Origin of the sequence: Thioclava litoralis, from assembly GCF_045278885.1 — a bacterium.
GTDB classification, from domain to species: domain Bacteria; phylum Pseudomonadota; class Alphaproteobacteria; order Rhodobacterales; family Rhodobacteraceae; genus Thioclava; species Thioclava litoralis.
Genome location: NZ_CP135443.1, coordinates 1,079,362 through 1,104,779, shown reverse-complemented (window position 1 = coordinate 1,104,779; position 25,418 = coordinate 1,079,362). Strand labels below are relative to the sequence as shown.

Annotated in this window: 25 protein-coding genes; 16 read left to right on the top strand and 9 right to left on the bottom strand. The window is 60.2% G+C overall.

Annotated features, from left to right (window positions below; all coding sequences use genetic code 11):
• Positions 1 to 64 precede the first annotated feature (64 nt).
• On the bottom strand, positions 65 to 1,243 hold the full coding sequence (locus tag RPE78_RS05470; protein WP_339108482.1) for an acetyl-CoA C-acetyltransferase: 1,179 nt from the start codon (positions 1,241 to 1,243) through the stop codon (positions 65 to 67).
• A 222-nt stretch (positions 1,244 to 1,465) separates the two neighbouring features.
• On the bottom strand, positions 1,466 to 2,305 hold the full coding sequence (locus RPE78_RS05465; RefSeq protein WP_339108481.1) for an EAL domain-containing protein: 840 nt from the start codon (positions 2,303 to 2,305) through the stop codon (positions 1,466 to 1,468).
• 184 nt (positions 2,306 to 2,489) lie between these two features.
• Here RPE78_RS05465 and RPE78_RS05460 point away from each other — a divergent pair, with 184 nt between their 5' ends.
• On the top strand, positions 2,490 to 3,716 hold the full coding sequence (locus RPE78_RS05460; protein ID WP_406721438.1) for a PAS domain-containing protein: 1,227 nt from the start codon (positions 2,490 to 2,492) through the stop codon (positions 3,714 to 3,716).
• Between the two features lie 9 nt (positions 3,717 to 3,725).
• On the opposite strand, the gene RPE78_RS05455 is transcribed toward RPE78_RS05460, so the two are convergent.
• Positions 3,726 to 4,274: a TlpA disulfide reductase family protein gene (locus RPE78_RS05455; RefSeq protein WP_406721437.1), complete on the bottom strand. Its 549-nt coding sequence runs from the start codon at positions 4,272 to 4,274 to the stop codon at positions 3,726 to 3,728.
• Between the two features lie 27 nt (positions 4,275 to 4,301).
• Between RPE78_RS05455 and argH the strand changes: the two genes are divergently transcribed.
• Genes argH through RPE78_RS05435 form a run of 4 tightly spaced genes read left to right on the top strand, consistent with a single transcriptional unit; the run spans position 4,302 to position 9,730 of the window.
• Positions 4,302 to 5,708 carry an argininosuccinate lyase gene (argH, locus tag RPE78_RS05450; RefSeq protein ID WP_406721436.1) on the top strand — a complete coding sequence of 469 codons (1,407 nt, stop codon included), beginning with the start codon at positions 4,302 to 4,304 and terminating at the stop codon, positions 5,706 to 5,708.
• Positions 5,705 to 5,803: a lipoprotein gene (locus RPE78_RS05445; protein WP_339108477.1), complete on the top strand. Its 99-nt coding sequence runs from the start codon at positions 5,705 to 5,707 to the stop codon at positions 5,801 to 5,803. Before argH ends, RPE78_RS05445 begins: the two co-directional genes overlap by 4 nt.
• A gap of 54 nt (positions 5,804 to 5,857) precedes the next feature.
• Positions 5,858 to 7,123, top strand: coding sequence for a diaminopimelate decarboxylase (gene lysA, locus RPE78_RS05440; protein ID WP_406721435.1), 1,266 nt, complete (start codon positions 5,858 to 5,860; stop codon positions 7,121 to 7,123).
• Positions 7,124 to 7,168: 45 nt separating this feature from the next.
• Complete coding sequence (locus RPE78_RS05435) at positions 7,169 to 9,730, top strand: TIGR02302 family protein (protein ID WP_406721434.1); 2,562 nt, start codon at positions 7,169 to 7,171, stop codon at positions 9,728 to 9,730.
• Positions 9,731 to 9,786: 56 nt separating this feature from the next.
• Here RPE78_RS05435 and RPE78_RS05430 read toward each other — a convergent pair whose 3' ends face one another.
• Positions 9,787 to 11,229, bottom strand: coding sequence for a zinc-ribbon domain-containing protein (locus tag RPE78_RS05430; RefSeq protein ID WP_406721433.1), 1,443 nt, complete (start codon positions 11,227 to 11,229; stop codon positions 9,787 to 9,789).
• Between the two features lie 161 nt (positions 11,230 to 11,390).
• Here RPE78_RS05430 and RPE78_RS05425 point away from each other — a divergent pair, with 161 nt between their 5' ends.
• The 3 genes from RPE78_RS05425 to RPE78_RS05415 are packed head-to-tail and all read left to right on the top strand — an operon-like array spanning position 11,391 to position 13,695.
• Positions 11,391 to 12,062 carry an ATP-binding cassette domain-containing protein gene (locus tag RPE78_RS05425; protein WP_339108473.1) on the top strand — a complete coding sequence of 224 codons (672 nt, stop codon included), beginning with the start codon at positions 11,391 to 11,393 and terminating at the stop codon, positions 12,060 to 12,062.
• Positions 12,059 to 12,952, top strand: a complete 894-nt coding sequence (locus tag RPE78_RS05420) for a cell division protein FtsX (protein WP_339108472.1) — start codon at positions 12,059 to 12,061, stop codon at positions 12,950 to 12,952. The genes RPE78_RS05425 and RPE78_RS05420 overlap by 4 nt, the downstream gene beginning before the upstream one ends.
• A complete protein-coding gene (locus RPE78_RS05415; RefSeq protein WP_339108471.1) occupies positions 12,952 to 13,695 on the top strand; it encodes a lysophospholipid acyltransferase family protein in 744 nt (247 codons plus the stop codon). The genes RPE78_RS05420 and RPE78_RS05415 overlap by 1 nt, the downstream gene beginning before the upstream one ends.
• Before the next feature lie 3 nt (positions 13,696 to 13,698).
• On the opposite strand, the gene RPE78_RS05410 is transcribed toward RPE78_RS05415, so the two are convergent.
• A complete protein-coding gene (locus RPE78_RS05410) occupies positions 13,699 to 14,235 on the bottom strand; it encodes a GNAT family N-acetyltransferase (RefSeq protein ID WP_339108470.1) in 537 nt (178 codons plus the stop codon).
• 82 nt (positions 14,236 to 14,317) lie between these two features.
• A complete protein-coding gene (locus RPE78_RS05405) occupies positions 14,318 to 15,277 on the bottom strand; it encodes an acetyl-CoA carboxylase carboxyltransferase subunit alpha (protein ID WP_406721618.1) in 960 nt (319 codons plus the stop codon).
• 123 nt (positions 15,278 to 15,400) lie between these two features.
• Here RPE78_RS05405 and RPE78_RS05400 point away from each other — a divergent pair, with 123 nt between their 5' ends.
• Complete coding sequence (locus RPE78_RS05400; RefSeq protein ID WP_339108469.1) at positions 15,401 to 15,868, top strand: GyrI-like domain-containing protein; 468 nt, start codon at positions 15,401 to 15,403, stop codon at positions 15,866 to 15,868.
• Here RPE78_RS05400 and RPE78_RS05395 read toward each other — a convergent pair whose 3' ends face one another.
• Complete coding sequence (locus RPE78_RS05395; protein ID WP_406721432.1) at positions 15,869 to 16,825, bottom strand: L-malyl-CoA/beta-methylmalyl-CoA lyase; 957 nt, start codon at positions 16,823 to 16,825, stop codon at positions 15,869 to 15,871.
• A gap of 303 nt (positions 16,826 to 17,128) precedes the next feature.
• Between RPE78_RS05395 and dgcN the strand changes: the two genes are divergently transcribed.
• The 3 genes from dgcN (at position 17,129) to RPE78_RS05380 (ending at position 20,116) form a co-directional block, all read left to right on the top strand.
• Positions 17,129 to 18,154 carry an N-acetyltransferase DgcN gene (dgcN, locus tag RPE78_RS05390; protein ID WP_339108467.1) on the top strand — a complete coding sequence of 342 codons (1,026 nt, stop codon included), beginning with the start codon at positions 17,129 to 17,131 and terminating at the stop codon, positions 18,152 to 18,154.
• A gap of 115 nt (positions 18,155 to 18,269) precedes the next feature.
• Complete coding sequence (dgcA, locus tag RPE78_RS05385) at positions 18,270 to 19,232, top strand: N-acetyl-D-Glu racemase DgcA (protein ID WP_339108466.1); 963 nt, start codon at positions 18,270 to 18,272, stop codon at positions 19,230 to 19,232.
• Between the two features lie 20 nt (positions 19,233 to 19,252).
• Complete coding sequence (locus tag RPE78_RS05380) at positions 19,253 to 20,116, top strand: D-amino-acid transaminase (protein ID WP_406721431.1); 864 nt, start codon at positions 19,253 to 19,255, stop codon at positions 20,114 to 20,116.
• Positions 20,117 to 20,193: 77 nt separating this feature from the next.
• Here RPE78_RS05380 and RPE78_RS05375 read toward each other — a convergent pair whose 3' ends face one another.
• Positions 20,194 to 21,297, bottom strand: a complete 1,104-nt coding sequence (locus RPE78_RS05375) for a calcium-binding protein (RefSeq protein WP_406721430.1) — start codon at positions 21,295 to 21,297, stop codon at positions 20,194 to 20,196.
• A 186-nt stretch (positions 21,298 to 21,483) separates the two neighbouring features.
• The gene (locus RPE78_RS05370; RefSeq protein ID WP_406721429.1) at positions 21,484 to 22,230 is read right to left on the bottom strand and encodes an N-formylglutamate amidohydrolase; all 747 of its coding nucleotides are present in this window, start codon (positions 22,228 to 22,230) and stop codon (positions 21,484 to 21,486) included.
• Positions 22,231 to 22,385: 155 nt separating this feature from the next.
• Here RPE78_RS05370 and pyk point away from each other — a divergent pair, with 155 nt between their 5' ends.
• From pyk to rplT, 4 genes are all read left to right on the top strand, one after another.
• On the top strand, positions 22,386 to 23,840 hold the full coding sequence (gene pyk / locus RPE78_RS05365; protein WP_339108462.1) for a pyruvate kinase: 1,455 nt from the start codon (positions 22,386 to 22,388) through the stop codon (positions 23,838 to 23,840).
• A gap of 78 nt (positions 23,841 to 23,918) precedes the next feature.
• Positions 23,919 to 24,143: a hypothetical protein gene (locus RPE78_RS05360; protein ID WP_339108461.1), complete on the top strand. Its 225-nt coding sequence runs from the start codon at positions 23,919 to 23,921 to the stop codon at positions 24,141 to 24,143.
• 167 nt (positions 24,144 to 24,310) lie between these two features.
• Positions 24,311 to 24,511, top strand: coding sequence for a 50S ribosomal protein L35 (gene rpmI / locus RPE78_RS05355; protein WP_339108460.1), 201 nt, complete (start codon positions 24,311 to 24,313; stop codon positions 24,509 to 24,511).
• A gap of 18 nt (positions 24,512 to 24,529) precedes the next feature.
• On the top strand, positions 24,530 to 24,889 hold the full coding sequence (gene rplT, locus RPE78_RS05350) for a 50S ribosomal protein L20 (protein WP_339108459.1): 360 nt from the start codon (positions 24,530 to 24,532) through the stop codon (positions 24,887 to 24,889).
• Positions 24,890 to 25,418 lie beyond the last annotated feature (529 nt).

Below are 25,418 nucleotides of genomic sequence, written 5' to 3'. Positions count from 1 at the left end.
GTCCTGTTTCATCGAACCCTAATGCGTCTTAACTTTTGTTTCTTTTGTGCTTTGGTCGAGAGGCTCAGAGCCCCTCGATGCACATTGCAACACCCATGCCACCACCAATACACAGCGTGGCGAGGCCTTTTTTGGCTTCGCGGCGCTTCATTTCGAACAGAAGCGTGTTCAGAATGCGCGCGCCGCTGGCCCCGATCGGGTGACCGATTGCGATGGCGCCGCCATTCACGTTAACCTTGGACGTATCCCAGCCCATATCCTTGTTGACCGCACAAGCTTGCGCCGCAAAGGCTTCGTTCGCTTCGATCAGATCCAGATCCGCTGGCGACCAGCCTGCTTTTTCCAGCGCTTTGCGCGACGAGGGGATCGGGCCACAGCCCATGATCGACGGATCAAGACCCGCCGTCGCATAAGAAGCGATTCGCGCCATCGGGGTCAGGCCGCGTTTCGCGGCTTCTTCCTCGGTCATCAGCAAAACAGCCGCTGCCCCGTCATTGATGCCGGATGCGTTGCCTGCGGTGACGGTTCCCCCCTCACGCATGAATGCGGGGCGCAATTTCTGCATGCTTTCGATGGTCGCCCCATGACGGATATATTCGTCAGAATCGACGATGATGTCGCCTTTGCGAGTCGAGATCGTGAACGGCACGATTTCATCTGCAAAGCGTCCGGCTTTTTGCGCGGCCTCGGCTTTTTGTTGCGATGCCAGCGCGAATTCATCCTGCATCTCGCGGGAGATTTCCCATTGGGACGCCACGTTTTCGGCCGTTTGCCCCATGTGGTATCCGTTGAAAGCGTCCCAAAGACCGTCTTTGATCATCGAGTCGATCATTTTCATGTCGCCCATTTTGGTGCCAGCGCGAAGATGCGCGACATGGGGAGACATCGACATGTTTTCCTGACCGCCTGCGATAACAATGGAAGCGTCGCCCAGCATGATGTGCTGTGCCGCCAGCGCAACTGTGCGCAGACCCGAGCCGCAGACTTGGTTGATGCTCCAAGCGGCTGATTCAATGGGCAGCCCAGCGTTGATATGCGCTTGACGTGCCGGGTTCTGACCCTGTCCCGCTGTCAGGACTTGTCCCAGAATGGTTTCCGATACATCGGCTTTTTCGATGCCTGCGCGTTCAACCACGGCCTCAAGGACTGACTTTCCCAAGTCATGTGCGGGAACATTGGCGAAAGACCCGTTGAAGCTACCGACGGCAGTACGTGCCGCTGAAACAATGACGACATTGGTCATAATGTAATCCTCCTAAGAAGCAGCCATAGGGCCGCGCTTGAACCGCAGGATGGCGACTCAAGGCAGGAGGTCAAGTGCTAATCGTAAAGGAATGCGGTGTATTTTGAAATTTTATTGCTTTTTGGATTTGCAGGCGACCGCGACTCGGTCAGCCGTGCAGGCAAAGACCGAGATGCTTTGTCAAAAACAATCTTAGGTTTACACAGGGAAGTATCAAACTCTTTATGCACGCATCCGGCCAGCGGGTGGTGTTTTCCAAGGTGGCATAATTGTCGGCGCACCGAAATAGTAACCTTGCATGCAATCAATGCCCAAAGAGGTCAAAAATGCGGCATCATCACAGTTTTCAACGGCCTCTGCGACGGTGAACATTTCGAAATGCCGTGCAACAGACATCAGTGCTTCGGTCAGCACCTGATTGTCCGAGTTCTCGGAAATTCCTTTGATGAACTGGCCGTCAATTTTCAGGATGTCAAAGTAGAATTCCCGTAAATAGCGGAAAGAAGTATACCCCGCGCCGAAATCATCCAGAGCAAAGGCGACGCCTCTGGCCTGTAGATCTTGCATGAAGACCGTGACGAGTTCGGGCATCTGCATTGCCGAACTTTCGGTAATTTCCAGAATAAGCCGTTCTGCAATTGTTTCGTCAACCGCAAGGCCTTTATTCAGCGTTTTCATCCAGTTGGGATATCCGATTGAGCGTGCGGACATATTGACCGAAAGGCGCAGAGCCTCGTTTTCGCGCAGTGCCTGCAGCCCGGCCTCAAGGGCGAGACAATCGAGTTTACGCCCGAGCGATGTATCTTCGACGGTTTCGATGAAATCTTTTGCAGGTATCACTCGACCACGTTCGTCGAGAACGCGGATAAGCCCTTCGTAAAACGCAACCTGATCGGGACGGGAGGTTTGCACAACGGGCTGGAAGGCCAGAACGACATCATGGCGCTCGACAGCTCTTTCGACCATCGCAATCGTGTTCTTGTCGCGCTGCGCAATGGCGAAAGAGAGCGGGCTGTCCGAATTTTGTTCAGTATATAGATCGATATTCGAATCGCTTTGCATTGTGGCGCTCCGTCTCTGGGTGCTCCAAGACTGGCGTGTGAGGGCTAAGATTTTGTAAATAGGAATTTTCTCCTCGCTTTATGGTAAATGAAGCTTGAAGGCCGCAAGGTTTAGGCCTGTAAACCAAACTGTAACCGCGTTGCCTGTATGACTGGGTCAGATCCAGGCAAAGAGGCTTTTGTTTATGAACGCGCAAACCGGTTTCTCGACGACTCACGAAAGTGAGGCTCCGTTCGGTTTTGATGAGCTCTTCTATTCCCGTACGGACAAGCGCGGCGTCATTCAGGCTGGGAATGATGTGTTTCAGCGCGTCGCCGGTTTCTCGTGGTACAAGCTTATCAACGCCCCCCACAAGATCGTGCGGCATAAGGATGTCCCCAAGGGCGTTTTCTGCATTATGTGGGATTCGATCCAGAAGGGGAATCCGATTGGGGCCTATGTGAAGAATCGCTGCGAGAATGGCGATTACTATTGGGTTCTGGCTGTTATCCTCCCGATCGATGGCGGCTATCTCAGTGTGCGTTTGAAACCTTCCAGTGACGTGTTTCAGCGAATCAAGGAGATTTATCCGCAGCTGGTCGAACGCGAACAGCGCGAGGGGCTGACGGCGGAAGAGTCGGCCTCCTTGCTGCGCGAGGAAGCGGAATCTCAGGGGTTTTCCAGCTATACAAGTTTCATCGCCTATGCGCTTGGACAGGAACTGGCCAAGCGGGACGAGCGTCTGAAACGGGCGACAGACCGGAGGACGCGCATTCTGGCAGAGATGAATCATGCCCTTGAACAGGCGACGGAGCAGCAGATGAAACTGCTGCGCAGCTTCGAAGCGTTGCAATCTGTGCCCAATAACATGCGCATTGTGGCCTCGCGGATGGAGCCTTCGGGCGGGCCGGTCTCGGCAATTTCTGAAAATTACAAAGCCAGCTCGCAAGTGATCTCCCAGCGTCTTGCCAGCTTTGTGGGCGGACATGACAATATGTGCGAGCGGCTATCGCGCGAGGTGGCGCGTGTTCTGTTCCTGATCGGTTGCAACCGCGTTATGTCGGAAATGGTTGTGAATATTGATAAAAGCGTGCCGGTGCCACAAATTGACTGGTTTGCGGAGAAAGAGCTTCTGCACGGGCTGGAAACGCAATGTACCGAGGATGCCCGCACGGCAATGTCGCGGGCGGTCGGCTATGCCGCAGAGCTGAACCGTGCCAGCGCGGATATCCGGCGCCAGATGCTGGGCCTTGATACGATCCGCGTTCTGGGGAGAGTCGAATGTGGTCGGATGCGCGATGTTGGCGGGTTGTCGACCACGATTGACCAGCTTGATTCTTTCCATGCCGATATCAAAGAGCGACTGGAAGCGATCATGCAACTTTCGGAAGTCATCGAGAACGCGATGTCGTCCTATATGCGTAGTTCCTGAGCGGACCGGTCAGGCCGGATCTGAAATAACGGCGCGCAAAAGGGTTTGCGCGTCTGTTCCCGCCCAATCGGCTCCTCCGATCAAGCGGGCAATCTCTTGCCCCTCGCGATTGACGATAAGGGTCACGGGAAGTCCCAGAACGCCTAATGATCGGGCCGCACGTTGGGATTTATCGGTGAATTTGGGAAGGTTCTCCACGCCGATATCTGCAAAAAACCGGTCGATCTTTTCTGGCGGATTGCGGCCGCTGGCGATTGTCACCACCGCCAGATCTTTGCCACCAATCGTTTTTTGTAATTTTTCCAATGCGGGCATCTCTTCCCGGCAGGGCACACACCACGTTGCCCAGAAATTCACCACAACGACTTTGCCCCTATAGTCCGAAAGGTGATGGGTTTTCCCGCCTTCGTCCTGAAATTCCAGTTCAGGCAGATCGATTGGCGCGTTATAGGTAACCAGCTTCTGCATCTCTCCGGTCTTGAGCGGATCAAGCTCTGCAGCCATCGCCGCATTTGCACCAAGCGCGAGGGCCGTATAAAGGACGAGGGACCGCAGCATTTTGCCTCCAGATGACAGGGCCGAAAGATGACCGAACAGACCAGCGAACCGAAATCCTCCAACGCAATGTGGGGCGGGCGTTTCGCCGCAGGTCCCGACGCGATCATGGAGGCGATCAATGCCTCGATCGGGTTTGACCAGCGTCTTGCCGCACAGGATATCCGGGGCAGCCGGGCCCATGCGGCGATGTTGGCTGCGCAGGGCATCATCACTGATAGCGACGCGAAGGCGATCAGGGAAGGTCTTCTCACCGTTTTGTCAGAGATCGAGGGTGGCAAATTCACCTTCTCGACCGCGCTGGAAGATATCCACATGAATGTCGAGGCGCGCCTCAAAGAGATCATCGGTGAACCCGCAGGCCGTCTGCACACCGCGCGCTCGCGCAATGACCAAGTGGCCACCGACTTCCGTCTTTGGGTGCGTGATCAATGTGATGCGGCGATCAACAGCCTGCAGTCGCTGATCAAATCGCTGATCGGTCAGGCCGAGGCGGGCACGGATTGGGTGATGCCGGGCTTTACCCATTTGCAGACCGCGCAGCCGGTCACCTGGGGTCACCACATGATGGCCTATGTCGAAATGTTCGCGCGCGATCTGGGCCGCTTCACCGATGCCCGCAAGCGTATGAACGAATCGCCTCTGGGGGCGGCGGCTCTGGCGGGCACCGGTTTCAATATCGACCGCCATGCGACGGCGAAGGCGCTCGATTTCGACCGTCCGATGGCCAATAGCCTTGATGCCGTGTCCGACCGTGACTTCGCGCTGGAATTCCTTTCCGCTTCGTCGATCTGCGCCGTGCATATGAGCCGTCTGGCCGAAGAGCTGGTGATCTGGTCCTCCGCGCAATTCCGCTTTGTGGCGATGTCGGACAAATGGTCGACCGGTTCCTCGATCATGCCGCAGAAGCGCAACCCCGATGCGGCCGAACTGATCCGCGCCAAAATCGGCCGTATTCTGGGTGCGACGGTTGCGCTGTTCACCGTGATGAAGGGGCTGCCGCTCGCCTATTCCAAGGATATGCAGGAAGATAAGGAACAGGTCTTCGATGCGGCCGACAACCTGATGCTGGCGCTGGCGGCGATGTCGGGCATGATTGCCGATCTGACCGTGAACACCGAAAAGCTGGAGGCGGCGGCCTCCAGCGGCTTCTCCACCGCGACCGATCTGGCCGACTGGCTGGTGCGCGAGGCAGGGCTGCCCTTCCGTGACGCGCACCATGTCACTGGCACGCTAGTGGCGATGGCCGAGGATAAGGGTTGCGACCTGCCCGATCTGACGCTGGAAGATATGCAATCGGTCAATGCGGCCATCACGGATGAAATCTTCACGGTGCTGGGTGTGCATAACTCGGTCGCGTCGCGCATGTCCTATGGTGGCACCGCGCCCGCGCAGGTCCGCGCCCAGATCGCGCGCTGGAAAGAGGCGCAGGCATGAAGGCCGCGCTTGTCCTAGCGCTTCTGGCACTGGCGGCCTGCGGGGTCGAAGGCCCGCCGGTGCCCCCGTCAGAAGCGGCCCAACAGACCCCGTAATGCTTGAGGCCGCCGGTTCTGGCGGCCCCGTCACATCATATCCGGAAGACTTTCATGGATCATTTCACGTATAAAAACGGTGCGTTGCATGCCGAGGATGTGCCCGTATCGGAGATCGCCAGATCGGTTGGCACGCCGGTCTATATCTATTCGGCTGCCACGCTGGAACGTCACTTCAAACTGTTCCAGGAGGCCCTTGGCTGGACCGACCATCTGATCTGTTTCGCAATCAAATCGAACAGCAATCTGGCGGTGCTGAAGCTGCTGGGCGATCTGGGGGCGGGTATGGATGTGGTTTCGGGCGGCGAGTATCGCCGCGCCAAGGCTGCGGGCGTTCCGGGCGAGCGGATCGTCTTTTCCGGCGTCGGCAAGACCCGCGAAGAGATCGCTCTGGTTCTTGATGGCGGCATCCGTCAGTTCAACGTGGAATCCGAGCCCGAGCTTCTGGCCATTTCGGAAATCGCGGCAGCCAAGGGGCTGAAGGCGCCGATCGCGCTGCGCGTGAACCCCGATGTGGATGCCAAGACCCATGAGAAGATCGCTACCGGCAAATCCGAGAATAAATTCGGGATTCCAATCGCTAAGGCGCAGGCCGTCTATGCGATGGCCGCCACGCTGCCGGGGATCGAAGTCATGGGCATCGACGTTCATATCGGCTCGCAGCTGACCGATCTCGAGCCCTTTGAAGCCGCGTTCAACAAGGTGGCCGAACTGACCCGCGCCCTGCGCGCCGATGGCCATGATATCCGCCGCCTCGATCTGGGCGGTGGTCTGGGCATTCCCTATCAGCGCGACAATAACGCACCGCCGCTACCGATTGAATATGGCGAGGTGATCCGCCGCGCCGTGGGGGATCTGGGCTGCGAGATCGAGATCGAGCCGGGCCGTCTGATTTCCGGCAATGCCGGTATTCTGGTCTCGGAGGTCATCTATCTGAAGGAAGGCGAGGGCCGGAACTTCCTGATTCTCGACGCGGCGATGAATGATCTGGTGCGCCCCTCGATGTATGGTGCCCATCACGACATCATTCCGGTGGTCGAGGCACAGGCCGGTGTCGAGCAAGCGCCCTTTGATGTGGTGGGGCCCGTTTGCGAGACCGGTGACACTTTTGCCAAAGCCCGCAATCTTCCGCCTGTAGGGGCTGGAGATCTGGTGGCATTCCGCTCGGCAGGGGCCTATGGTGCTGTTATGGCATCCGAATATAACTCGCGCCCGCTGATCCCCGAGGTTCTGGTGCGTGGTGATCACTTCGCTGTCATCCGTCAAAGACCAAGCTTTGAGGAAATGCTGTCTCGCGATAGCATTCCCGAGTGGCTCTAAACGCGCCCCTGTTCCGGGCGTGCTCTACATGCCCGGAAAGGACCGATGACCCTGCGCAAGCCTGATCCCGCCCGGACATATGCCGACCCCGCTTTGCGTCGGGTGGCCCGTAAAATTGCGCAGACCCGTCTGGGGCTGGTGGTTGAACGTGGTCTGCGGGCGTTCTGGCCTGCGCTTTCGCTCTGCGCGGTCGGTATGGCGGCCCTTGTCTTCGGGATCTTGACGCTGCCGGCATGGATTGGCTGGGCTGGCCTCGGGCTTTGGGGGCTTGCCCTGACAGCCAGCCTGATTGCGGGCTGGCGCGTTTTCCGCTGGCCCAGCCATGCTGAGGCCGTGGCGCGTGTGGATGAGACCTTGCCGGGGCGTCCGTTAACCGCTTTGGCCGATGATATGGCGCTTGGGGGCAGTGATCCCGCAAGCCGGGCTTTGTGGCAGGCGCATATTGCCCGCATGACAGAGCGCGCGAAAACCGCCCGAGCGGTGCGCCCCAATCCCGATCTGGCCCCGCGTGATCCCTATGCGCTGCGTTTGACGGCGATCCTGCTGCTGGTCAGCGCGCTGGTGTTCGGGGCACCCTCCCGCATGTTTGAAAACGGTGCCTTGCCCGGAGGGACCGCGCCCGCGCTGGCGGCAATGGGCCCCAGTTGGGAAGGCTGGGCCGAGCCGCCGCGTTATACCGGACAACCGGGGCTCTATCTCAACTCTCTCAAGACCGATACGCTGACCCTGCCCGAGGGCACCCGCTTTTCTTTTCGGTTCTATGGGGATTCCCGCAAGATCGGGTTTCGCGAAAGCGTGTCCAGTCCGGCCGTCGCGCCGCAAGATACAAGCGGCACCGATGTATCGCGACGCGATTTCGAGGCGGTGCAAAGTGGCATCGTCGAGATTTCTGGCATGGCGGGCCGCAAGTTCGATATCCGGATTTCGCCGGATGATGCCCCTGAAATCCGTCTGACGGGGGCGGTCGAGCGGCGTGCCGATGGGAAGATGGTGCTGCCGTTCCACGCCTCGGATGATTATGCCGTGACCTCCGGTCAGGCGAGGATCCAGTTGGATCTGGCGGCGATTCCGCGCAAATTCGGCCTGAAGGTCGATCCCGAGCCGCGCGAGGCGCTGATCTATGATCTGCCGATGCCTTACACCGGTTCACGCAAGGCATTTGACGGGTCTTTGGTTGAAGATGCCGAAAAGCATGCATGGGCCAATCTGCCGGTCAAGCTGGAGCTGGAGGTGACCGACGGGCGCGGCCAGACCGGATCTTCGGGCTGGCAGGCGATTGTTTTGCCCGGACGGCGGTTCTTTGATCCTCTGGCGTCGGCATTTGTCGAGATGCGTCAGGATCTGTTGTGGAACCGTGGGAATGCAGCCTATGTTTCCGATATTCTGAAAGCTCTGAACAATCGTGCGCCCGACCTGATCAGATCTGCCGAGGTGCGCGTGTTGCTGCGCGGAGTGATCGGGCGGCTGGATCAGGGGCTTGATACGCCCGAGGCGCGCGACGCGATGGCTGACATGCTATGGAATATGGCCGAGCTGGTCGAGGATGGCGGTCTGTCGAACGCGTTGGAGCGCATGCAGCGGGCGCAGGAGCGCCTGTCCGAGGCCATGCGGAATGGTGCGTCGCAGGACGAAATCGACAAGCTGATGCAAGAGCTTAAAGACGCGACGGATGATTATATCCGTATGCTGGCAGAACGCGACCAGACGCAGGGCGATCCGACGCAGAATCAGGATCAGCAGAGCCAGCAGATTACCGGCGACCAGTTGCAACAGATGATGGACGAGATCCAGCGTCTTATGAAAGAGGGCCGTATGGCCGAGGCGCAAGAGCTGCTGGAGCAGTTCAATCGTATGATGCAGAATATGAAAGTCACGCAGGGCGACGGGCAGGGGCAAGGTGGTCGTCAGATGCAGAACTTGCGTGACACTTTGCGCGAACAGCAGGAGCTCTCCGATGATGCGTTCCGCAATCTGCAAAACGGTCAGCAGGGGCAAGAAGGCCGGAGTGGTCAGGACAGTCAGAACGGTCAGAATAATCAGAACGGTCAGGCGCAGGATGCGCCGTCGCCATCCGGATCAGGGCAGAGCCTTTCGGACCGTCAGCGCGCCCTGCGTCAGGAACTGGATCGCCAGAAGGGACTGCTGCCCAATCTCGGGTCCGCCGAAAGTGACCGTGCCCGCCAGCGACTTGATGATGCGGGCGAGGCGATGGGCCGCGCCGAGGATGCGCTGCGCAAAGGGGATAACGGACGGGCGCTGGACAATCAGGCCGAGGCCATCCAGTCGCTGCGCGAAGGTATGCAGGCGCTGAACAATGCGCAAAACGGCGAAGAGCAGCGTCAGGCGGGCCAGCAACAACAGGGCCAGCAAGGCCAGATGCGCGACGGGGAGGGCGGTCAGGGTGGCCAGCGGGCGATGCCCCGCGATCCGCTCGGGCGCTCGGCCGGAGATGGCAACCGTGTCGGAACCGAAGAGAACATGCTTCAGGGCGAAAACCCCTATGGCCGCGCCCGCGATCTGCTGGACGAGATCCGGCGTCGTCAGGCCGAGCGGGACCGCAGCGCGCAGGAGCGCGATTATCTGGACCGTCTGCTGGACAGGTTCTGAACGGAGGCGGTTTCACAGGGGCGCTGCGTGCGGACCTGTGTCGCGGAAGCGCGGCGTCAAGCGGTGCCGCCGAGCCAGATGATCAGCTTTTCAAGCTGGTCATCCAGCGCCAGACGGGCTTGGTCGACCTTGGTCACATAGGCCTGCAAGGGGCGTTGCGCGGCAGGAACCGCGGCTGCAATCTGTGACGCCCCGAGATAGATGGCCAGCAGGATGGCCGCCAGCCCGACAACCAGAGAAAAGCCCAGACGGAAGCTGCTGCGCCGACGCGCCAGAGTTTGTGGTGCATCATAGGCCGCAGCATGGCGCCCGCGGTCCGAGGAGGCGCGCAGGGTCGAATTGATTTCCTCGATATCCGGCAGCTGGTCGCGGCGGCTGAGCTGATGGATCGGGTCAGAGGCGGGGTCCGGCTCCACATGCACCAACTCGACGGCCTCCACGTGCGGCGCCTCTTCCGCAACGGGGGCGGGCTGGGATTCTGGCTGTGGCTCGGGTTTGGATTCGGGCGCGGGACCCTGCGCAGGGGGGAGGTCGCTTGTATAGCTGATCGAGACATGCGCCTGCGCATCCGGTTCCGGCAGGCTATCCTCGGGCGCGTCGCTGAACTGGTCTGCCTCGGGAAGCACCGCGCCGATATGGTAATCCGGATCGTCTTCCTCGAAGCCGTCATCGGGCTGCGGCGGGGCATAGGCCGCAAGGACCGGTGCCTCCTCGCTCGGCAGGGCTGCCTCGGTGATATCGGCATCGGTGATACCGGCATCGGGCAGCGCCACTTCCGCGACCTCGGAGGTGGCCGGTGCGCTTTGCTCGTTTTGCCTGAGAAGCGCCAGCTTGGCCTGAACACGGCTGGCTGCTGCCTGAGCGACGGGTTCCAGATTCATCTCTTCCTGCGTCTGGAGCAGGCTCCCCTCGGCGCGGCGGGCCTGCGCCTCGCGCTCCGCCTCTTCACGCAAGATCGCCAGCAGCCCGTCATCCAGCTTGCGCCGTGGCATCATGCCGGGTTGGGGCGCCGGACGCAGATCCTCTGCCTCGTCTTCTTGGGGGGGCTCTTCCTCGCGGGGCTTGTCTGGCGATGCCTCGTCAGATGCCGTTTTTTCCGGGATCTCTGAAGATTCAGAATCGTCAGATATCTCGTCCGCAGCCGCATCAGCGACGGCGCTTCCCTCCGTTTCAAGCGGTTCTTTGTCGCTTTCCAGCGCCCTGGCAATATCTGCCGCGATCGCGTCATCATGCAGGTCCTGTGCCCGATCGGCATCGGCCAGTGACGTGATCGCATGACCGGGCTTCCATGCAGACGGGGCGATCTCTTCGGCAGGTTCATCGCGGGGGTCTGTTTCATCGCGGGGGTCTGTCACCGCATCGGGCAGCGCCTGCATCCGCGCCGAGGGCTGGAACCACATCGTCCCGCAATTGGCACATTGCACATCGCGCCCCGCATCGGGGATCACCGAGTCATTGACTTCGTACTGGGCTGCGCATTTGGGGCAGGTCAGTCGCATTAAGGATATGCCTCGGTTACTTAACTTATGGGCCCAATGCGTCCGGATAGGACGCCATCGCCAATCTGGCAATTCATTTTACGATGTTGTAGCAAGCAGCCAATCATTATCCAAGTAGTAGCGTCGTTGCGGTGAAAAATGGCGATGCAAGGGGGCCTTTGGTGATCGAACTAGAAAATGTCGCGATTGGCTATAACGGGGTCGAGCTTCTGTCCGAAGTCTCGCTCAAACTGGTCCCCGGATCGTTCCATTTTCTGACGGGTCCTTCGGGGGCGGGGAAGACCTCGTTTCTCAAGCTCTGCTATGCCGAGCTTCTGCCGGTGGCGGGCCATGTCAGCCTGATGGGGCAAGATATCCGCACAATGACCCGCGATGACCGCGCCCTGATGCGGCAGCGGATTGGTGTGGTGCATCAGGATTGCCAGTTTCTGGACCATCTGCCGGTGATCGAGAATGTCGCGCTGCCGCTGACCGTTTCGGGGCGCCCTGCGCATCCTCAGGAATTGGGCGAGCTGCTGTCTTGGGTCGGGCTGCGCGGTCAGGCGAATGCCCTGCCGCCGCAGCTTTCGGGGGGCGAACGCCAGCGCGCGGCTTTGGCCCGCGCCGTGATGATGAGCCCCGATGTCATTCTGGCCGACGAGCCGACGGGAAATCTTGACTGGGAGATGTCGCTGCGTCTGCTGGGGCTTCTGGTCGAGCTGAACCGGATGGGCAAGACGGTGGTGATTGCCACCCACGATCTGAACCTGATCCGGCAGGCCAAGGCGCAGGTGCAGGCGCGGGTGCTGCGCATTTCCGGACGGCGGTTGCAACTGGCGGGAGCGGACCTGTGATTTCCCTGAACTTTCTCAAGATCGAACAAGGCACTGCGGCGCGGGTCGTGCCGCCCACGGGCTTTACCGCGCGGCTGACACTGATCACGGCCGCAGCAATGGCCTTTCTGGCGGTCTTTGCGCTGGCGCTTTCGTTGGCGACCAACCGTTTGGCACATCGCTGGGCCGATGCGTTGGCGCGCACCGCCACCGTTCGGATTTCGGCCCCCGAGGACCAGATGCAGACGCAGGTGGATGCGGTGCTGAAGGTGCTGGGCGAGACGCCCGGAATCTCGGAATACAAGGCGCTGGACGATACGCAGATGCTGGCCCTTCTCAAGCCGTGGTTCGGTGCTGACCTGCCGGTGGATACGCTGCCCTTGCCGCGTCTGGTGGAGATTACCGAGAACGGGCAGGGGATTGATGTCGAGGGGCTGCGGCTCCGGCTTCAGGCCGAGGCTCCCGGTGCGGTGCTGGACGACCATACCCGCTGGCGCAGGCCGCTGGTGCAGGCGGCTGGCCGGTTGCGCATGCTGGGGCTTGTCTCGCTGGTTCTGATCGGCGGGGCGATGGCGGGGATGATCACGCTGGCCGCTCAGGCGGCGCTTGCCGCCAACGGACAGGTGATCCGCACCCTGCGTCTGGTGGGCGCGCGTGACCAGTTCATCGCCAGCGCCTTTGTGCGCCGCTTTACCGCGCGGGGACTTGCGGGCGCGATGATCGGCACGCTTCTGGGGATGGCGGCTGTGGCGCTTCTGCCCGATGCGAGTCCGGCGGGGGCGTTCCTGACAGGGCTCGGGTTTAGCGGGGCGGGCTGGCTCTGGCCGCTCCTTATTCCGGTTCTGGCGGCGCTTGTGGCCTTCGGCGCAACGCAATTCGCCGCCATGCGCATGCTGAAAGGGATCCGCTGATGCAATATCTCCGCTCGCTCGTCTTCATCGTGCTGATGTATCTCGTGATGGCCGTAATGGCGATCTGCCTGTTCCCCGTTGCCCTGATCGGCGGGCGCGGCGTGGCCATCGTGATCTGCCGCAGCTTCTGTCATTGGGTGCGCTTTTCGGCGCGCTGGATTGTCGGATTGCGGACCGAAGTGCGCGGCACCGTTCCGGAAGGGGATGTGCTCGTTTGTGCCAAGCACCAGAGTTTCATGGATATCCTGATGATCTATTCGGTCCTGCCCAAGGGCAAGTTCATCATGAAACGCGAACTGGTCTGGACCCCCTTCGTGGGCTGGTATGCGTGGCTGATCGGCTGCATTCCGGTTAACCGTGGCAAGGGCGGGGCTGCGGTGAAAGCCATGCTGAAAGCCGCCAAGAAAGGGCAGGAAAAGGGCGGCCAACTGGTGATCTTCCCGCAAGGCACCCGTGTCGCTCCGGGGGCGCAGAAGCCCTATAAGGTGGGGGCGGGGGCGCTGTATTCCACGCTGAAAACGCCCGCTGTTCCGGTGGCGGTGAATGTGGGGCTGTTCTGGCCCAAACATGCGATCCTGCGCAAGCCGGGGCTGGCTGTGGTGGAGTTTCTGCCGCCGATCGCTCCGGGGTTGAAGGTCGATGCCTTCATGGCCGAGATCGAGACCCAGATCGAGACCCGGTCCAACATGCTGATGGCCGAAGCCGGTATGCCGATCGTGGCCGAGCTGACGCCGAAGGGCTGAGGGCTAGAACATATAGCCCAGCAGGTCGATCATGCCGGGGGGCCATTTCCGCGTCCCCAGCGGCTTGACCAGCAGCACGTCGCTCATCTCGCCCTCGATCACCGCATGGCTTCTCAATTCGTCAATCGCCAGCCAGCGCATCGGTGCAGCGGGAAGCGGACGATAGCCCCATGCGCGATAGATCTCGGGGCTGTCCGAAAACAGGATCGCAAATTCGCGGTCCTGCCCCAAAGCTTCCGCGGCCTGCACCAAAGCCCGCCCGATCCCCTGTCTGCGGGCTTTGGGGGTGACGCAAAGATCGATCAGCCCGATGATCCGGTAGGGAGTGCCCTCGATGGAGATCACGCGCCGGTCAATGCCGATCTGCCCCACCAGCGTCGGGCCCTGAAAGGCCAGCACGCGCTGATGCGGCTCTTGCTTGAAAAAGCTGCGCTCTTCGAAAAAGCCGGGAAAGGCCTCGTTGAGCAGGCCGGTCAGGGCAGCATCATCGTCTTCGGCAGAGGCCGTGCGGAGAGTGATCTTGTTTGGGTCGATACGCATGGCGCCACTGTAAGGAACGGCTGGCAAAGCAAAACCCCCGCCATTGGTGATGACGGGGGAGAATTTCGGAATGTCGGCGGCTTTATGCCGCAAGCCCTTTCGAGCCCATATCCAGAAACTTCTTGCGGCGCGATTTCACAAGCGCGACCCCGTCGCGGCCCGCCAGTTCTTTCAGCATGGCACCGATTTCCGTGCGCACGGCCTCGAAAGTTGCGGTGCGGTCGCGTTGGGCCCCGCCCAGAGGCTCCTTGATGATCCGGTCGATCACCTCGAGCTTCTTGAGATCCTGCGCGGTCAGGCGCAGCGCTTCCGCCGCCTCGCGCATTTTCTCGGCATCCTTCCACAGGATCGAGGCGCAGCCTTCCGGCGAGATGACCGAGTAGATCGAATGTTCCAGCATCGCCACGCGGTCGCCTGCGGCAAAGCCTACGGCCCCGCCAGACCCCCCTTCACCAATGACAAGCGCAATCAGCGGCACCTTGATATTGAGGCAGGTCTGGGTCGAGCGGGCAATCGCTTCGGACTGGCCGCGCTCTTCCGCGCCCTTGCCGGGATAGGCACCGGGCGTGTCGATCAGGGTGATGACCGGCAGGCCGAATTTATCGGCCATTTCCATCAGGCGGATCGCCTTGCGATAGCCCTCGGGGCGGGCCATGCCGAAATTGCGGGCAATCCGCGAGGCGGTGTCATGGCCCTTTTCATGGCCGATCACCACGACCGGCTGGTCGTTGAAGCGCGCAAGGCCGCCCATAACCGCGTGGTCATCGGCAAAATTGCGGTCGCCAGCCAGCGGCGTGAACTCGGTGAAGAGCGCCTCGATGTAATCTTTGCAATGCGGACGCTCGGGATGGCGCGCGACCTGACATTTGCGCCAGGGCGAAAGATCCTTGTACAGATCCTTCAGCATCTGCGCGGCTTTCTTGTCCAGCGCAGCGGCTTCTTTCTCCACATCCATCTCTTCGTTTGCCCGTGCCAAGGCGCGAAGCTCTTCGGCCTTGCCCTCGATCTCGGCAAGAGGCTTTTCGAATTCGAGATAGCTGATCATCGTGACCCTCCGGTTGGCTCGATGGCGCCTATATGACCTCGCGCGCATGGAAATGCAACGGTAGGGCTGTGAGCTTGCGAAAGCTGTGCTACATCAGGGGCGAGGAAAGAGGAGAGCAGTATGATCGGAGAGGTGACCATCCGCACTCTGGCGGGTGTCCGTCTGGCGGGTCTGGCCCATCGCGGGGATTATCAGAACCTGACCGAAGCCTTTGCCCGCTTGGTGCATATGTTCGAGGACGGGCTCCTATGGGGGCATGTGGAAGGGGCCGCCGCCGTGGGCTATGACAATCCGCGGATAACGCCTGTGGAAAAACTGCGTTCGGATGCCTGTTTCATTGTGTCGGAGACCTGCCCGATTGTGCCGCCGATGAAAGAAATCCGTTACCCCGAAGGCCGTTACGCCGTTCTGGAGGTGGTCGGGCCCTATCGGCAACTGGCGCAGGCCTATGCCAAACTCAGCGACGAATGGTATCCCGCCTCGGGCGAGGAGCATCGCGGGCTGGTGGCCTATGAGGTCTATCTCAACAATCCCGAGGAAGTGCCGGAGCGGGAGCTGCGGACGGAAATCCGGCTCCCGCTGGCGTGATTAGACGCCGATCATCTCGGCCTGACGCACGATGACTTCGGCCTGACGCATCGAGGCGATATCCACAAGGCGGCCCTTATAGACAGCCGCGCCTGCGCCCTCGGATTTGGCCTGCTCCATCGCGGCGAGGATCTCGCGCGCTTCGGTGACGGCGGCCTCCGAGGGGGTGAAGACCTCGTTGGCGAGCGCGATCTGCTTGGGGTGAATCGCCCATTTGCCAACCATGCCCAGCGTGGCCGACCGCAGCGCCTGGGCGCGGAAGCCGTCATCATCCGAGAAGTCGCCAAACGGCCCGTCCACCGGCAACAGCCCATGCGTGCGGCAGGCTGCCACAATCGCCGTTTGCGCCCAGTGCCACGGGTCGGACCAATGTTTGGCGCCTTCGTGCAGCATATAGTAGTTTTCCTGCGTGCCGCCGATGCCGGTGGTCGCCATCCCCATCGAGGCCGCGAAATCGGCAGCCCCTAGGCTCATTGCCTGCAGGCGGGGCGAGCTGGCCGCGATTTCTTCCACATGGGCGATGCCCGCCGCAGATTCGATGATCACCTCAAGGCTGACCTTCTTTGTGCGGCCCTTGGCGGTCTCGATCGCGGTGATCAGCGCGTCAACGGCATAGACATCCGCCGCACAGCCGACCTTGGGGATCATGATCTGGTCGATGCGCTCCGAGCCTTCCTCCAGCAGCTCGACCACATCGCGGTACCAATAGGGCGTATCCAGCGCGTTGATCCGCACCGAAAGATATTTGTTGCCCCAGTCGATTTCGTGGCTGGCGGCAATGATGTTTTTGCGGGCAACCGCCTTATCATTGGGCGCGACACTATCTTCGAGGTCCAAATTGATGACATCTGCCGCCGAGGCTGCCATCTTGGGAAAAAGCTTCGTGTTCGAGCCGGGTCCAAACAGCTGGCAGCGGTTCGGGCGGGCAGGCGGGGTAGGCTGGATGCGGAAACTCATCGTTCCTCCGGTAATGATGTTTCTATCCTGATGCTTGAGTTGATATATTGTTGCGCGTGCGTTTTCAATCACTTTCTGCAATGCAGAATGAACGAGTCGTTTATGCGGCAGAGGATTGCTTGAATCTGTAAAATTTCAGATCAATCTCCGACTCTTTTTCAAGATGACGCAAATAAAATCGGCCAAATTGCCTTTTGTTGAAATATATTTCAGAATTATCTTTCAAAAATGCTCCAAATACCAAGGAAATTTCTGCGCAAAGGTCATAGCCTATGTCCAACAACCCATTTGGAGGCCTGAACGATGGCGCTTATCGAAACCCCGTATCTTCTGTTCCTTGGTGACGCGCCGGACGCTCTGGCCGCGAAAGTGGCGCAGGGCATCAAGGACTGGCGTCCCGAGTTTGCCGTGGGGCAGTTCCGCATGGCGGGCTGCAATGCCGATATGGGTCTGGCCGATATGACGCTGGAAGAGGCCGTGGACGCGGGCTGCAAAACGCTGGTGATCGGCGTGGCCAACCGTGGCGGTGTGATCTCGGCGGCGTGGAAAGAGGTTCTGGTGAAGGCGCTGGAAGCTGGTCTGGACATCGCATCGGGCCTGCATAACCTGCTGCGCGACGAGGCCGAACTGGTGGCCGCTGCCGAGAAAAACGGCCGTCAACTGCATGACGTGCGTATTCCTTCGGTGAAGTATCCGATCGCCAATGGGGTGAAGCGCAAGGGCAAGCGCATGCTGGCCGTGGGCACCGATTGCTCGGTCGGCAAGATGTATACCGCGCTTTGTGTGGAAAAAGAGATGCGCGAGCGCGGCATGAAGGCCAGCTTCCGGGCAACCGGCCAGACCGGTATCCTGATCACCGGCGACGGTGTGCCGCTGGATGCCGTGATTGCCGACTTCATGGCCGGTTCGGTCGAATATCTGACCCCCGATAATGACGAGGATCACTGGGATCTGATCGAGGGCCAAGGCTCGCTGTTCCACGTGTCCTATTCGGGCGTGACCATGGCGCTGATCCACGGCGGCCAACCCGACGCGCTGGTGATCTGCCACGAGCCGACCCGTGACCATATGCGCGGCCTGCCGGGCTATAAGCTGCCTTCGCTGCAAGCCGTGCGTGATCTGGCGCTGCAACTGGCACAGGTTGCCAATCCGGCCTGTAAGGTTGTGGGTATCTCGATCAATACCAAGGGCATGCCCGAAGCCGAAGCCAAAGCCTATCTGGCCAAGGTCGAAGCCGAAATGGGTCTGCCCGCAACCGACCCCTTCCGCTTTGGTGCGGGCCCGCTGGTCGATGCGCTGGAAGCGCTTGACGCCGTCGCCGCCGAGTAAGCCCATGACCCGCCGGAACCAGTTTCCGGCGGGTTTTTACTGACACTCTTGGAAAAAGCCTTAGCTTGCGGGTCAAATGGCCTGTGATAGGCCCTGCCAGAGTGAGGAAGAGATCATGATCAAAGTTACCCCCGACAGTTTCAAACTCGCCGAGGCTTTCACCATCTCGCGCGGCTCGCGGACCCAATCCGATGTGCTGACGGTGCGGATCACCCGCGACGGTGTGACCGGCTGGGGCGAATGCCTGCCCTATAAACGCTATGCCGAGACGCTGGAAAGTGTGACGGCGCAGATCAATTCGCTGCCCGAGGGCATCACCCGTATGGAGCTGCAAGAGGCGCTGCCCGCCGGTGCGGCCCGTAACGCGGTGGATTGCGCCTTGTGGGATCTCGAGGCCAAGAAGGCGGGCAAGCGCGTTTGGGAGATGGCGGGGCTTTCCGCACCCAAGCCGGAAGTGACCGCCTATACGCTCTCGCTCGATACGGTCGAGAAAATGCGCGAGAAAGCCGCCAAGAACGCCCATCGCCCCGTGCTGAAGATCAAGCTGGGCACGCCCGATGATATCCCGCGGCTTGAGGCCGTGCGCGAAGGGGCCCCCAAGGCCAAGATCATCCTTGATGCCAACGAGGGCTGGGAGATGGAGACCTTCCTCGATATCCAGAAGCACCTCCTGCGCCTGAATATCGCGATGGTCGAACAGCCGCTGCCTGCCGCCGCCGATGAGGGCCTGATGGGGGTCGAACGTCTGGTGCCGATCTGTGCCGATGAAGCCTGTCATGACCGCGCTTCGATGGCGCATCTGAAGGGCAAATACGACATGATCAACATCAAGCTCGACAAGACCGGCGGCCTGACCGAGGCGCTCAGCCTGCGCGATGTGGCGCTGTCGGAAGGCTATAAGGTGATGGTCGGCTGTATGCTGGGGTCGTCTTTGGGGATGGCGCCCGCGACCTTGGTGGCGCAAGGTGCCGCTATTGTCGATCTTGACGCCCCGCTGCTTCTGGCAGAAGACCGTGAGCAGCCGCTCTATTACGAAGATGGCAAAGTTTATCCGCCCGAAGCAGTGCTTTGGGGTTGAGGGAAGAAGGAGTAAGGCCGATGAGCCGTATCGTTTATCTCAACGGTGACTATATCCCCGAAGAAGAAGCCAAAGTGTCGATTTTCGACCGCGGCTTCGTTATGGGCGATGCAGTTTATGAAGTGACGGCCGTGATCGGCGGCAAGCTGTGGGACTTCGAGGGCCATGTGAAGCGCCTCGCCCGCTCGCTGAACGAGCTGGAGATGCAGAACCCGCTGACCCGCGACGAGCTTCTGGAGATCCACCGCGAGCTGATCAAGCGCAACCCCGATTTCATCGATGGCGGCATCTACCTGCAGATCTCGCGCGGGAATGCTGGCGACCGTGATTTCGCCTTCCCGCCCGCCGATGTGAAGCCGACCGTGGTGCTTTATACCCAAGCCAAGAACGGCCTGCTGGATGACCCCAAAGCCAAGAAAGGCATCAAGGTTATCTCGATCCCCGATCTGCGCTGGCACCGCCGCGATATCAAGACCGTGCAGCTTCTCTACCCTTCGCTGGCCAAAATGGCGGCCAAGAAAGCGCATGTGGATGATGCATGGTTTGTCGAGGATGGTTTCGTGACCGAAGGCTCGTCGAATAACGTCTATATCGTGAAGGACGGGAAGATCATCACCCGCGCGCTGTCGAATGACATCCTGCACGGGATCACCCGCGCGGCGCTGCTGAAATATGCCGCCGAGGCGCAGATGCAGATCGAAGAGCGTTCCTTCACCATCGAAGAGGCGCAGGCCGCCGATGAGGCATTCTTCACCTCGGCTTCGGCCTTTGTGACGCCGGTCATCGAAGTGGATGGCAAACCGGTTGCAAGCGGCAAGCCCGGCCCCGTGGCGACCCGCCTGCGCGAGATCTATCTGGCCGAAAGCGCCAAAACGGCGCTGTAAGCGCGGCCCCCGAAACGGCAAAAGAAAACCCCGACCGCGCGGTCGGGGTTTTTGTCATCCGCAGGATCGGTTCTCGATCAGGCATTCAGGACGGTGGGCAGATAGGCTTGCTGGGTGAGGTCATCCACCAGCACGATCTGTTGCGCCAGCGTTTCCATATCCTCGGTGACGCCTTCCAGATAGGCCACGCTATTTCCGTTGATGCGCACCGTGGTACCCGCATCATCGGCCGAGATGGTGAAGGTCGAGGGCGGCCCCTGCATGGTGCTCAGCACCAGCACTTCGGGGTCATCCTCGGTCGTGCCCTCGCCGAAATCCTTGATGGTCACCGGATCGCCATAGGGCGAGCCAGCATTGGTTGCATTGACGATGAAGGCATCCTGACCATCGCCGCCCCACATGACATCGCCATCATCGCCGATCAGCAGGTCGCTGCCCGCGCCGCCATTGAGGGTATCGGAATTGCCCGCGATCGTATCCAGCGCGATCAGCCCGTCATCGCCATAGCCGCCATGCAGCGAATCCGAGCCCTGATGGTCGATCAGCACATCATCGCCGGTATTGCCGCGCAGCGTGTCATTGCCCGGGCCGCCAAGCAGCGCATCATTGCCCGCGCCGCCATCGATATAGTCATCGCCCGCACCGCCGATCCCGCCAAAGAAGCCCTGATCCTCAAGCGAGCTGATCAGGTCATCTATTGAGGAAAGCGTCGTCAGATCGCTCAGGTCGGCGGGGACGCTGCCCATGTCGTCGCCGCCCTTGAGCATGATCGTATCATCGCCATCCCCACCGATGATCGTGTCGCTGCCCTCGGTGCCGTGGATCCAGTCCCGTCCGGCTGAACCATAGGTGACCTGACCCGAGGCCGCGACCTGCCGTATCGGAGAGCTTTGCGTGTCACTTTGCGAGTCGTTTTCGCCAGAGGTGCTGTCATCGGTGCCGCTTTCCGAGCTGTCCTGCGCCGTTTCGTCCTCTCCGGTTTCCTCGGTCGTGTCGGTGGCTTCGGAGGCGCTATCCTCGGTGCTGTCCGGCTCGGTGGTGCTATCGCTTTGCGTGGCGTCGTCAGAGCTGTCGTCTTCCGCATCGTCGGTCTGCGTGCCGGTATCGGTATCGGTATCGGTATCGGTATCGGCGGTCATCTCGTCAGAGGGATCGTCGCTATCATCATCGTGATCGGACATGTCGTGGATGCCGAAAGCGAAAGCCAAAGGAAGAAGGGAAAGAAGTAAAAAAGCGCCCATGACCGGCCCCAGCAGAACATAAGAATATCTGCTGGATATGTGATTGGATGGTTAAGTCAATCTTAATTCACACGCGCGCGTGATAATGCGTGAGGTCGGAAACTATTAACCTTGAATGCCGCGATATTATCGCTGGTTCTGGCAACAATCTAGAGACTGTTGCAGAAGGGGCGCCAAAGTCGCGGCCCATTCCTCTTGCTGAGCTCTGGTCTGGATCAGATCCTGACGCAGTTCGATCAGGATGTTCAGGCGTCCCGTTTGCAGCGCGTGGCAGTCGATGGAATCTCCGGCAAGATGGCCCTTATAGGGTTCGTTATCTCCGGTCGGAATATGTCGCGCCCTGAGCGCCTCGATCAGCGGTTCGGCCAGTCTGCGGTCCCGGGGATCCGACAGGATGCCGACCTGCCAAGGCCGCGGCGGTCGCCCGCGTAGCTGGGGCGTGAAGGAATGGATGGCGCAGATCACGCTGTTCTCGCGCCGTGCGGCCAAGGTTTCCAGTGCCTTGTGATAGGGACGGTGCAGACGCTCCAGACGGCGCAGTTTCTCGGCGGCATCGGCATGGCGGTTGGCGGGAATGATCGTGCCGTCATAGAGCTTCATCAGCAGCGTCGGGTCCGTCTCGCCACGGTTCGGGTCGATCACCAGCCGCGAGAAATTTGTGCTGATCAACGGGGCGTCCAGCAGGCGTGCCAAAGCCTCGGAGACGCCCAACGCGCCCGGATCATAAGCGATATGGCGCGCCATATCGGCAGGCGGCAGCCCCAGATCACCGCCGTTGATCCAGTCCGGCACATGGTTTGTCGCGTGATCACAGGTGACCAGCCAGCATGCGCTCCGCTCTGCGCCCTGAATGTGAAAAGCGGTTTCGGTCATGGAAGATCACCTATTGTCACGCATTCTTAGTTTTGGTGCTGCATCAAAGTGAATAAGCGAGCCTGCCCCGAAGTGCCAGTTGCACTTGCGACAAAATCGCGCAATACCTTGGGGCGGCCCACGACTAAATCGTAATTCCTAACCAACGAGGTCGCATGAGACGCCTTCGCAAAGTAAAGATCGTCGCCACTCTGGGCCCTGCATCTTCCGACTATGAAACGATCCGCGGTCTGTTCGAGGCCGGAGCCGATGTGTTCCGTCTGAACATGAGCCACGGCACGCATGACGAACAGCGTGCCCGCTACGAGATCATTCGTAAGGTCGAAGAAGATTTGGGGCGCCCGATTGCTGTTCTGGCAGATCTTCAGGGCCCGAAATTGCGGGTCGGAACCTTCGCTGCCGGTGCGGCAGATCTGGAAGAGGGGGATGCCTTCCGTCTGGATCTGGAGGACAAAGACGGCGACCAGCATCGTGTCTGCCTGCCGCATCCCGAAATTTTTGCCGCTCTGGAAGCGGGCACCACGCTTCTGGTCAATGACGGCAAGATCCGCCTGAAGGTCGAGGAGTGCGGTGCGGATTTCGCGAATTGCACCGTGACGGTGGGGGGCACCATCTCGAACCGTAAGGGTGTGAACGTGCCGGATGTGGTTCTGCCGATCCCCGCGCTGTCCGAGAAGGACAAGAAAGATCTGGAATTCGCCTGCTCGCTGGGCGCGGACTGGCTGGCGCTGAGCTTCGTGCAGCGCGCCGATGACGTGCTTGAGGCGAAAGCTCTGGCACAGGGGCGTGCGCTGGTGCTGTCGAAGATCGAGAAGCCCGCCGCCGTGAAGGCCTATGACGAGATCCTCGAGGTGTCCGACGGGATCATGGTTGCGCGTGGTGACCTTGGCGTCGAGCTTCCGGTGCAGAATGTCCCGCCGATCCAGAAGAAGCTGGTGCGCAAGGCGCGTGCGGCGGCCAAGCCGGTGATCGTCGCAACCCAGATGCTGGAATCGATGATCGAAAGCCCGATGCCGACCCGCGCCGAAGTCTCGGATGTGGCGACGGCCATCTATGAGGGTGCGGATGCGGTGATGCTTTCGGCGGAATCGGCCGCAGGCCGCTATCCGATCGAAGCGGTTAAAACGATGAATAATGTCGCCGAGCAGGTCGAAGGCGATTCGACCTACCGCGAGGTTATTAACTCCAGCCGGACCTTCACGGCAGCCCGCCGCCAGACTGTGGCGGATGGCATCGTGGCCGCGGCCCGCGAGATTGCGGAGACCACCGATATCGCCGCGATCAGCTGCTATACCCAGACGGGGACTTCGGTGCGTCTTGTGGCGCGTGAACGTCCGCAGGTGCCGATCGTCGCGCTGTCGCCGGTCACCAAGACCCTGCGCAAGATCTGCCTGACCTGGGGCGTGCAGGCGATCAAATCCGAAGAGGTGGGGCGCTTCAAGATGGCTGTGGTCAATGCGGTCCGTGCGACCCGCGATTTCGGTCTGGCCGATGAGAAAGACCAGATCGTGGTGGTGGCCGGTGTGCCGTTCAATGTGGAAGGCACGACCAACATCCTGCGCGTCGCGCCTTGCGACGAGCGCCAGATCTTCCGCACCGAGCCGGAATAACCGTTTCAAGCCAAGCTGCCGCCCCGGACCCGCGTTCGGGGCGGCTGTCATTTGGGAGACAGCTCGGAAAGGCAGGGTATGACGGCGGATTATTGTCTGACTTTCGGTCTTTTGCTGATCGTTTTCGCGATTCCCGCCGGTGTTTCCGCCTATTCCGAAATGCGCCCGCCCCGCATGGCCGCCGTCACGATTGTGCTGGGGGCCTGTCTTGTCATCCTTGCGGTGACTCTCAGCCCGACCGGCTATAGCTATAGTGACATTCCGCAGGCCGTGGCGCGGGTGATGGCACGGTTTCTGCCCTGATATCGCGAGATCTGGCCATACCGGCCCGATGGGGCGGCTGTCAGGCCAGAATAAGGCTTGCAAAACGGGGCAAAGCTTTCTAGAAGGCGCGTTCTAGACGGCCGCGCGGCCGGCCCAAGAGGCATGCCGAGTCGCGCGTAAACCCCTCTTACGTTAAGGAGACGGAAATGCCCAAGATGAAGACGAAATCCGCTGCCAAAAAGCGGTTCAAGTTCACCGCGAACGGCCATGTCAAAGTTGGTCACGCAGGTAAGCGCCACGGCATGATCAAGCGGACCACGAAGTTCATTCGTAACACCGCTGGCACCATGGTCCTGTGCGACTCCGACGAGAAAATCGTCAAAAAATACATGCCGTACAACCGCTGATACTGGGAGACTTGAACTATGGCACGCGTTAAATCCGGTAAGGTCACCCACGCCCGTCACAAGAAGGTCCTGAAGGCCGCAAAAGGTTACTACAGCTCGCGCTCGCGTAACTTCCGCACCGCCACTCAGGCCGTCGACAAGGCAAACCAGTACGCAACCCGCGACCGTAAGGCGCGCAAGCGTAATTTCCGCTCGCTCTGGATCCAGCGTATCAACGCAGGTGTCCGCGCAGTCGACGCCGAAATGACCTACTCGAAATTCATCAACCTGCTCGCCGTTGCCGGTATCGAAGTGGACCGTAAGGTTCTCGCCGATCTGGCAGTTCATGAGCCGGAAGCCTTCGCTGCAATCGTTGCACAGGCAAAAGCAGCAGCCTGATCGCTGCCGCACCGATGAGTTTTTGAAAACCCGCGCCGCAAGGTGCGGGTTTTTGCTTTTTGATCTGGGGGTTTCTTTATTAATAGTGAGGAGATTACGCCGTTCGGACTGGTGTCTTGGTCCTTGGAGCTCGCGCGGAAGCAGGATGCGGGTGGTGTCTATCATGGCGGCTGGCCCGCGATATCGCGGAATTGAGAGGTGGCGATATTGATCCGATGTTCGATCAGAATGCCAATCTGGATATCCTGCTGCGGTCAATGGAAGACGAAATGTCGCGCAGGGATCGGGCGGGGAGCGGCGCGGAGGGGGATAATGCTGGCTTGCAGATGCAGCTTCACCTCTTGCGGCTCTGGGTTCTGGGCGCGTATGAGGTGTTCCGGAGACTTCATAAGGATCTGAGCGCGGGCGCGCATCACAAGCCTATTGGTGCGTGTCTTCGAGCATCCAACTCCAAAGGATGTGGCTTCGAGGAATGCGTCTTGTGCACCATCGGGCATCTGCGCAACGAACTGGCACTCGTTCGCATTCA

Bases quoted from the DNA above. Each gene is read 5' to 3' on its own strand.
- RPE78_RS05470 (WP_339108482.1), bottom strand. From the start codon at position 1,243: ATGACCAATGTCGTCATTGTTTCAGCGGCACGTACTGCCGTCGGTAGC.
- RPE78_RS05465 (WP_339108481.1), bottom strand. From the start codon at position 2,305: ATGCAAAGCGATTCGAATATCGATCTATATACTGAACAAAATTCGGAC.
- RPE78_RS05460 (WP_406721438.1), top strand. From the start codon at position 2,490: ATGAACGCGCAAACCGGTTTCTCGACGACTCACGAAAGTGAGGCTCCG.
- RPE78_RS05455 (WP_406721437.1), bottom strand. From the start codon at position 4,274: ATGCTGCGGTCCCTCGTCCTTTATACGGCCCTCGCGCTTGGTGCAAAT.
- argH (WP_406721436.1), top strand. From the start codon at position 4,302: ATGACCGAACAGACCAGCGAACCGAAATCCTCCAACGCAATGTGGGGC.
- RPE78_RS05445 (WP_339108477.1), top strand. From the start codon at position 5,705: ATGAAGGCCGCGCTTGTCCTAGCGCTTCTGGCACTGGCGGCCTGCGGG.
- lysA (WP_406721435.1), top strand. From the start codon at position 5,858: ATGGATCATTTCACGTATAAAAACGGTGCGTTGCATGCCGAGGATGTG.
- RPE78_RS05435 (WP_406721434.1), top strand. From the start codon at position 7,169: ATGACCCTGCGCAAGCCTGATCCCGCCCGGACATATGCCGACCCCGCT.
- RPE78_RS05430 (WP_406721433.1), bottom strand. From the start codon at position 11,229: ATGCGACTGACCTGCCCCAAATGCGCAGCCCAGTACGAAGTCAATGAC.
- RPE78_RS05415 (WP_339108471.1), top strand. From the start codon at position 12,952: ATGCAATATCTCCGCTCGCTCGTCTTCATCGTGCTGATGTATCTCGTG.
- RPE78_RS05410 (WP_339108470.1), bottom strand. From the start codon at position 14,235: ATGCGTATCGACCCAAACAAGATCACTCTCCGCACGGCCTCTGCCGAA.
- RPE78_RS05400 (WP_339108469.1), top strand. From the start codon at position 15,401: ATGATCGGAGAGGTGACCATCCGCACTCTGGCGGGTGTCCGTCTGGCG.
- RPE78_RS05395 (WP_406721432.1), bottom strand. From the start codon at position 16,825: ATGAGTTTCCGCATCCAGCCTACCCCGCCTGCCCGCCCGAACCGCTGC.
- dgcN (WP_339108467.1), top strand. From the start codon at position 17,129: ATGGCGCTTATCGAAACCCCGTATCTTCTGTTCCTTGGTGACGCGCCG.
- dgcA (WP_339108466.1), top strand. From the start codon at position 18,270: ATGATCAAAGTTACCCCCGACAGTTTCAAACTCGCCGAGGCTTTCACC.
- RPE78_RS05380 (WP_406721431.1), top strand. From the start codon at position 19,253: ATGAGCCGTATCGTTTATCTCAACGGTGACTATATCCCCGAAGAAGAA.
- RPE78_RS05375 (WP_406721430.1), bottom strand. From the start codon at position 21,297: ATGTCCGATCACGATGATGATAGCGACGATCCCTCTGACGAGATGACC.
- RPE78_RS05370 (WP_406721429.1), bottom strand. From the start codon at position 22,230: ATGACCGAAACCGCTTTTCACATTCAGGGCGCAGAGCGGAGCGCATGC.
- pyk (WP_339108462.1), top strand. From the start codon at position 22,386: ATGAGACGCCTTCGCAAAGTAAAGATCGTCGCCACTCTGGGCCCTGCA.
- RPE78_RS05360 (WP_339108461.1), top strand. From the start codon at position 23,919: ATGACGGCGGATTATTGTCTGACTTTCGGTCTTTTGCTGATCGTTTTC.
- rpmI (WP_339108460.1), top strand. From the start codon at position 24,311: ATGCCCAAGATGAAGACGAAATCCGCTGCCAAAAAGCGGTTCAAGTTC.
- rplT (WP_339108459.1), top strand. From the start codon at position 24,530: ATGGCACGCGTTAAATCCGGTAAGGTCACCCACGCCCGTCACAAGAAG.